The sequence below is a fragment of the Streptomyces sp. NPDC006265 genome, from assembly GCF_040613555.1.
Taxonomy (GTDB): Bacteria; Actinomycetota; Actinomycetes; order Streptomycetales; family Streptomycetaceae; genus Streptomyces.
Window position 1 is genome coordinate 1 of sequence record NZ_JBEXSH010000138.1, and the last position, 6392, is coordinate 6392.

Sequence of the window (6392 nt, forward strand, 5' to 3'; positions counted from 1 at the left end):
GCCCGCCCCGACGGACCGCACCACGCGCAACGCCCCTGCCCTTGTTGCACGCGGGGGCCGGGAAACGTCAGGGTGGCTGTCACGACGGTGACGAGGGACGACCTGAGGGGCGACATGGACAGTGGTGGCGGTGGCGGCTGGAGCAGGCGCCGATTCGTCGGCGCACTGGCGGGCGGGGCCGCCGCGGCGGCACTGCCGGCCTGTGACAGCGCGCCCGCGCCCGCGTCGACTCCGACCACGGCTCCGGAGCCGAGCACGTCACGGGAGGCCCGCCGTCCCTCCGGACCCCGCCCGCTCTACCTCGGCACCTACACGTCCGTCGAGGGCGGCGGCAAGGGCATCGGCCTGGCCACGTACGACACGGCGACGGGCCGGATCACCGGCAACGGGACGATCACCGGCGTCGGCGACCCGTCGTACCTCGCGATCCACCCGGACCGCGGCACGCTGTACGCGGTGGACGAGCGCGACGACGGCGCGGTGACCGCCGTCCGGCTGTCGGACCGGAAGGTGCTGGGCAGTCGCAGTACCGGCGGGGCGGCGCCCTGTCATCTGTCGGTACATCCGGGCGGGCGCTGGCTGCTCAGCGCGAACTACGGCTCGGGCAGTGTGGCCGTGCATCCCATCGACGCCTCGGGCGCTCTCGGCGAGCGCACCGACCTCGTCCGGCACACCGGCCCGCCGCCCGGCCCCGGCCAGGAAGGCCCGCACGCCCACCAGTTCTTCACGAGCCCGGACGGCGGCCATGTCCTCGCCGTCGATCTGGGCACCGACACCGTCTACACCTATCGGCTGGACGAGAAGGCGGGCACGCTCACCGAGGTCGCGCAGGCGCACACCCGGCCGGGCGCGGGCCCGCGCCACCTCACGTTCCACCCGGGCGGCCGGTACGCCTACCTCGCCAACGAGGTCGACAACACGGTCGCGGTCTGTTCGTACGACAAGGCCTCCGGCCGGGTGACCGTCGGCGAGGCGCAGTCCACGGGCACGGGTCCGGGCACGAGCTACCCGGCGCAGATCCTGGTGACCGCCGACGGCCGCCACGCCTTTCTCGCCAACCGCGGCCACAACAGCCTCACCCGCTACGCCGTCGAGGCGGACGGCGCCCGGCTCCGGCTGCTCGGCACGGTGCCGGCGGGCGGGGACTTCCCCAGGCAGATCGCCTTCTCGCCGGAGGGCTCGCTGCTCTTCGCGGCGAACCAGAAGTCCTCCACCGTCACCGTCTTCCACGTGGACGAGGCGAGCGGCGAGCTGCGGCGTGCAGGAGAATCGTTCCCCTCACCCGTCGCCGTCTGTGCGCTGCCGCTGTAGGGCCCGGGGGCACGACGCGGCGGTGGCCTGGCTGAGCAGGATGTGCATGCGCTCGGTGAGCTGCGCGACGTCGTCCGCGGGCGCGTGGAAGGCGAGGCGTACGTCGCCGTGGGCGCGGGCGCGTTCGATGCGCAGCGTCAGCCCGTGCCGGTCGACGGCGAGCGGCTGGACGCGGACCGCGCCGTGCAGGCTGTCGGAGTCGACGAGCCGGGTGAGCCGCTCGACGGCGTCGGCGTGGCAGTCGGCGAGATGGGTCAGCAGCCGCGCCTCGGCCGTGGTGAGCGGATCCGGCTCGGCGGCGGCGAACTCGTCGAGGTCCACGACCACGGAGCCGGACGGCTGCCGCAGCACGACACGCGTGGGGGTGAAGGCGAGCCGCTCCCCCTCGACGGTGAACCGGCCCGCGAGCCACAGCCGCGAGCGGATCCGGTTGCGGACCGGGACGGGCGCGACGTCGGCGAACTCCAGCACGGCGGACGGCTCGCCGCGGGGCGCGCAGATCGCGGCCGCGAGCAGGGCACTGTCCTCCGGCACCTCCACGAGCACCCGGCCGTCCTCGCCCACGGTGTGCGCGCCGACCAGCTCCTCCCGCGTGCCCTCCGCGGTCACGGAGCAGGACCACGCGGCGGCGAGCACCGAACGCGCCCGCTCCGCCGCGGCGGGAGCCGCCGTCCAGCTGTGGCTGTCGTCACCCATCCCAGACCTCCTTAGGTAAGCCTCACCTAACCTACCGAAGATCGGGGTGCACGCCAACCACGCCACGTACTCTTTGCGGAACCTTTCAGGGCGTGAGGACGCCGAGCAGGGCGCGCGTACACAACTCGCGCACCTGCCCCCGGCCCAACTCCGTGCCGCGCAGCCACTCCAGGCAGACGGCCGTGGTGAACGCCAGCCAGCCGCGCACGGCCAGCCGGACCTCCGGCCGCTCCTCGAAGGCGGGCCCGAATTCGGGGTCCGCGGCGAGCGCGGCGAGGATCTGCTGCTCCTGTGCGGCCAGGGCGCGCTGATAGACCCGCCGCACCGCCCGGTCGCCGGCCGCGTCGGCGCGATGGAAGGCCCGGTAGCCGTGCGCGTGCGCCTGGACGTACTCCAGGAACGTCTCGAGACCGGCCGAGAGTTGCTCACGGACCGGCACGCCGGGCACCGCCGCCGTCATGCGCAGCATGCGCTCGCTCTCGCGCTCGACCACCGCCGCGAAGAAGTCCCGCTTGGCCGGGAAGTAGTGGTACAGCAGCCCGCGTGACACCCCCGCGATCTCGGCGACCTGCTCGATCCACACGTCGTCGTAGGGGCTCTCCGAGAACAGCCGCGCCCCGACCGACAGGAGCTGCTCCCGGCGCTCCTCGGTGCTGAGCCGGCGGCGCGGGCGCCCGACCTGGTTGGCGGCCATGCCCGCACTTTACTTGACGTCGATTCAACAACGGGACCAGACTGAACCGCGTTATTGAACCCACGTACAACACGTGCGGACCCGCCGCCGGATCAAGGGAGATCGCGTCATGGCCCAGGCGCCGATACGGACCGGGGAGCCCAAGGGGTTCCGCAGTGCCGAGCTGGGCTGGCCGGAGCTGGAGCGCATTCCGCATCCGCCGCGCCGGATCCCCCTGCTCGGCGACGTGGTGGGCGTGAACCGGAGCACTCCCCTGCAGGACTCCTTGCGCTACGCCCGCCAACTCGGGCCGGTGTTCCGGCGGAAGGCGTTCGGCAAGGAGTTCGTTTTCGTGTGGGGTGCCCGGCAGGCGGCCGACCTCTCGGACGAGGCGCGGTTCGCCAAACACGTGGGGCTCGGCGTGGCCAACCTGCGGCCGGTCGCCGGGGACGGCCTCTTCACGGCGTACAACCACGAGCCGAACTGGCAGCTGGCCCACGAGGTGCTCGCGCCGGGGTTCAGCCGCGACGCCATGGCCGGCTACCACCCGATGATGCTCTCCGTCGCACAGCGGCTCACGGAGCACTGGGACCGGGCGGCGACGACGGGCCGGGCGGTGGACGTGCCCGCCGACATGACCAAGCTGACGCTGGAGACGATCGCGCGCACCGGTTTCGGGCACGACTTCGGTTCGTTCGAGCGCTCCCGGCCACATCCCTTCGTGACGGCCATGGTGGGCACGCTGACCTACGCGCAGCGGCTCAACACGGTGCCCTTCCCGCTGGCTCCGCTGCTGCTGCGGAGCGCGACCCGCCGCAACGCGGCCGACATCGCCCACCTCGACCACACGGTCGACGAACTGGTGCGGGCCCGGCGCGCCACCGGCGGCGGCGACGGGGACCTGCTCGACCGCATGCTGGAGACCGTCCACCCCGAGACCGGGGAACGGCTCGCGCCGCAGAACGTCCGCCGCCAGGTCGTCACTTTCCTCGTCGCCGGGCATGAGACGACCTCGGGCGCGCTCTCCTTCGCCCTGCACTACCTCTCCCGCCACCCCGAGATCGCGACCCGGGCCCGCGCGGAGGTGGACCGGGTGTGGGGGGACACGGAGGAGCCCGCCTACGAGCAGGTGGCCCGGCTGCGCTACGTCCGCCGGGTGCTGGACGAGTCGCTGCGCCTGTGGCCCACCGCGCCCGCGTTCTCCCGCGAGGCCCGGGAGGACACCGTCCTGGCCGGGGAGCATCCCATGCGGCGCGGGGCCTGGGCGCTGGTACTGACGCCGATGCTGCACCGGGACCCCGAGGTGTGGGGCGCGGACGCCGAGCGGTTCGACCCGGACCGCTTCGACGCGCAGGCCGTACGGTCGCGGCCCCCGCACACCTTCAAGCCGTTCGGGACAGGCGCACGGGCGTGCATCGGCCGCCAGTTCGCGCTGCACGAGACCACACTGGTGCTCGGGCTGCTGCTGCGGCGCTACGAGCTGCGGGCCGACCCCGCCTACCGGCTGCGTGTGACGGAACGGCTGACGCTGATGCCGGAGGGCCTGCGGCTACGCCCGGAGCGCCGCACCGCGGTGCCGGAGCCGGCCTCAGACCTGCGCGGTCCAGTGCCCGGGGCGGGTGACTGACCCGGGCAGCCGGGTCCCGGCACTCCCCCGGGCGGCGTTCAGCTGCGGCTGGGTGAGGAAGAACGCCCCGGTCAGGTCGGCGTCCGTGAGGTCCGCGTCGCGCAGGTCGGCACCGATCAGGTCGGCGCCCCGCAGGTCCGCGCCGGTGAGGTCGGCGGCGATGAGATAGGCGCCGCGGAGACTGGCACCGCGCAGGTCGGCCCCCTTGAGACGGGCGCCCATGAGGTCCGCACCCCGGCGGTCCTTCCTGCGGCCCTTGGTGCCGGCCCTGGCCAGCTCGCTCGTCCTGAGCAGCAGGACGTTGACCTCCTGGCGGTGCGCGGCCACGTCCAGCCCGGCGAGCTCCTCGGGGGTCCCGCCGGTCAACTTCTCGGTCTTCTCCAGCGCATTGCGCAGCCCGGCGTGGACGGGACGGGCCGCGGGCAGGGCGAGTGCCTCCGTCAGGTACCACAGCAGCTCGTGCAGCTGCCGCACCACCGCGAACACGTCGAACATCCGGCGGGCCCGCTCCGGCGGCCCGCTCCGCCAGTCCTGCCCACCGAAGGTGATCTGCGAGACCTGCTGCCCGGCGCCGAAGCAGTCGTAGACCGTGCAGCCGGTGAATCCTTTCTGCCGGAGCCTGGCGTGGATGCCGCAGCGGTGGTCCTCCCGGAGGTTGCGGCAGGGCGTGCCGGCGGCCTTGTCGACCGCGAAGTCGGCCGAGGCGGTGAAGGGCAGGGCGACGCAGCACAGCCCGAAACAACGCTCGCAGTCGCCGCGCAGTTCCGTCTGCCCGGCCTGATGATCTCGCATGCCGTTCAGCATACGAAACGACACGTCACCGGTGGAGTGTGGTCACCTCACGCCCCGGGCGCCTCCAGCCGCTCCAGCCGCTCGGGGTCGGCCAGGATGTACATGTCCGTGATGCGGCCGTCGGCGATCGTCACGCCCATCACCGACTGGATGCGGCCCTCCGGCGCGTTGATCATTCCGACCGAGCCGTTGACCAGCACCAGCTCCGCGGACAGCGTGAACGGGGCGAACATGAGCGCCTGCTCCGCCACCGCCTTCGCACCCTGGACCAGCTTGGAGGCGGCCGCTCCCCGCACGAGGGCGCCCGAGTCGGCCCGCAGCAGCACATCCGGATGCAGGACGGCCACCAGCGCCTCGAAGTCCCCGGCGCGCGAGGCGGCCAGGAAGGCGTCGAGCACCTGCTTCTGCCGGCCGAGGTCCGGCTCGTTCGACGGCGTGGCGCCACGCACCCGGCGCCGGGCGCGGCTCGCCAGCTGCCGGGTCGCGGCGGCGCTGCGCTCCACGATCGGCGCGATGTCGTCGAACGGCACGGCGAACATGTCGTGCAGCACGAACGTGAGCCGCTCGTCGGGCGCCAGGTTCTCCAGCACGACGAGCAGGGCCAGGCCCACTGAGTCGGCCTGGAGCACCTCCTCGGCCGGGTCGATGTGCGACAGGGGCCGGAGCACCGGGTCCGGGACGAAGGCCCCCACGGTGTCCTGGGTGTCGCCCATCGGCTCCTCGCGGCGGGCGGTGCGCGAGCGCAGCATGTCCAGGCAGACCCGGCCGGTCACCGTGGTCAGCCAGCCGCCGAGGTTCTGGATGTCGTCCGTGTCGGTGCGGCTGAGCTTCAGCCAGGCCTCCTGAACGGCGTCCTCCGCCTCGGAGAGCGATCCGAGCATGCGGTAGGCCACCGCCTTCAGGTGTCCGCGGTGTTCCTCGAACCGGTGGGCCAGTTCCTCGCTGCCTGTCATGGTCTCCCCCGTCGTCTGCCGATCAACCGCTGATCATCTGCTGAACAGTTCGAACGCCACCGCGGGGCGGCCACCGAACCGCTCCCCCGTCCTCTCCGCGTGCTGCGTCAGGAAGCCGCGCACGTACGTCTCCGGGTCCTCACTGGTCAACACCTCGATGTAGGTGCGGTGTTCCAGCAGGGAGCGCACCGCCCGTTCCATCCCGGACGTCGCGTCGACGGCGTGCGTGGGGGTGCTGGAACCCGCGACGGCGACCCAGCGCACTCCGTCCCAGGGGTCCAGGCCCTGCTCGACGGGGAGGGCACGGGGCGCGGTCATGGTTCGACCCTAGGCAGCGCCC

6 protein-coding genes and 1 pseudogene are annotated in these 6392 nt (G+C 73.1%); 2 read left to right on the forward strand and 5 right to left on the reverse strand.

The window, feature by feature from the left end; translation table 11 throughout:
• Nucleotides 1-114 precede the first annotated feature (114 nt).
• Nucleotides 115-1311, forward strand: coding sequence for a lactonase family protein (locus ABZ281_RS14220; RefSeq protein WP_356655354.1), 1197 nt, complete (start codon nt 115-117; stop codon nt 1309-1311).
• Here ABZ281_RS14220 and ABZ281_RS14225 read toward each other — a convergent pair.
• Together ABZ281_RS14225 and ABZ281_RS14230 are read right to left on the reverse strand one after the other, a co-directional pair.
• Nucleotides 1279-2007: a DUF2470 domain-containing protein gene (locus ABZ281_RS14225; protein WP_356655332.1), complete on the reverse strand. Its 729-nt coding sequence runs from the start codon at nt 2005-2007 to the stop codon at nt 1279-1281. The genes ABZ281_RS14220 and ABZ281_RS14225 overlap by 33 nt on opposite strands.
• A gap of 85 nt (nt 2008-2092) precedes the next feature.
• Nucleotides 2093-2701 (reverse strand): TetR/AcrR family transcriptional regulator, encoded by a 609-nt coding sequence (locus ABZ281_RS14230; protein WP_356655334.1) that lies wholly within the window; start codon nt 2699-2701, stop codon nt 2093-2095.
• A gap of 109 nt (nt 2702-2810) precedes the next feature.
• Between ABZ281_RS14230 and ABZ281_RS14235 the strand changes: the two genes are divergently transcribed.
• A complete protein-coding gene (locus ABZ281_RS14235) occupies nt 2811-4307 on the forward strand; it encodes a cytochrome P450 (RefSeq protein ID WP_356655336.1) in 1497 nt (498 codons plus the stop codon).
• Here ABZ281_RS14235 and ABZ281_RS14240 read toward each other — a convergent pair.
• From ABZ281_RS14240 to ABZ281_RS14250, 3 genes and pseudogenes are all read right to left on the reverse strand, one after another.
• Entirely contained in the window at nt 4269-5099 is an 831-nt protein-coding gene (locus ABZ281_RS14240; RefSeq protein WP_356655338.1) for a pentapeptide repeat-containing protein, read from the reverse strand. The genes ABZ281_RS14235 and ABZ281_RS14240 overlap by 39 nt on opposite strands.
• A 47-nt stretch (nt 5100-5146) precedes the next feature.
• A complete protein-coding gene (gene sigJ / locus ABZ281_RS14245) occupies nt 5147-6052 on the reverse strand; it encodes an RNA polymerase sigma factor SigJ (protein ID WP_356655340.1) in 906 nt (301 codons plus the stop codon).
• A gap of 33 nt (nt 6053-6085) precedes the next feature.
• Nucleotides 6086-6349, reverse strand: a pseudogene (locus ABZ281_RS14250) (PIG-L family deacetylase); the annotation flags it as partial.
• Nucleotides 6350-6392: the final 43 nt, after the last annotated feature.

Coding starts and splice junctions, on each gene's coding strand:
- ABZ281_RS14220 (WP_356655354.1), top strand. CDS start 115: ATGGACAGTGGTGGCGGTGGCGGCTGGAGCAGGCGCCGATTCGTCGGC.
- ABZ281_RS14225 (WP_356655332.1), bottom strand. CDS start 2,007: ATGGGTGACGACAGCCACAGCTGGACGGCGGCTCCCGCCGCGGCGGAG.
- ABZ281_RS14230 (WP_356655334.1), bottom strand. CDS start 2,701: ATGGCCGCCAACCAGGTCGGGCGCCCGCGCCGCCGGCTCAGCACCGAG.
- ABZ281_RS14235 (WP_356655336.1), top strand. CDS start 2,811: ATGGCCCAGGCGCCGATACGGACCGGGGAGCCCAAGGGGTTCCGCAGT.
- ABZ281_RS14240 (WP_356655338.1), bottom strand. CDS start 5,099: ATGCGAGATCATCAGGCCGGGCAGACGGAACTGCGCGGCGACTGCGAG.
- sigJ (WP_356655340.1), bottom strand. CDS start 6,052: ATGACAGGCAGCGAGGAACTGGCCCACCGGTTCGAGGAACACCGCGGA.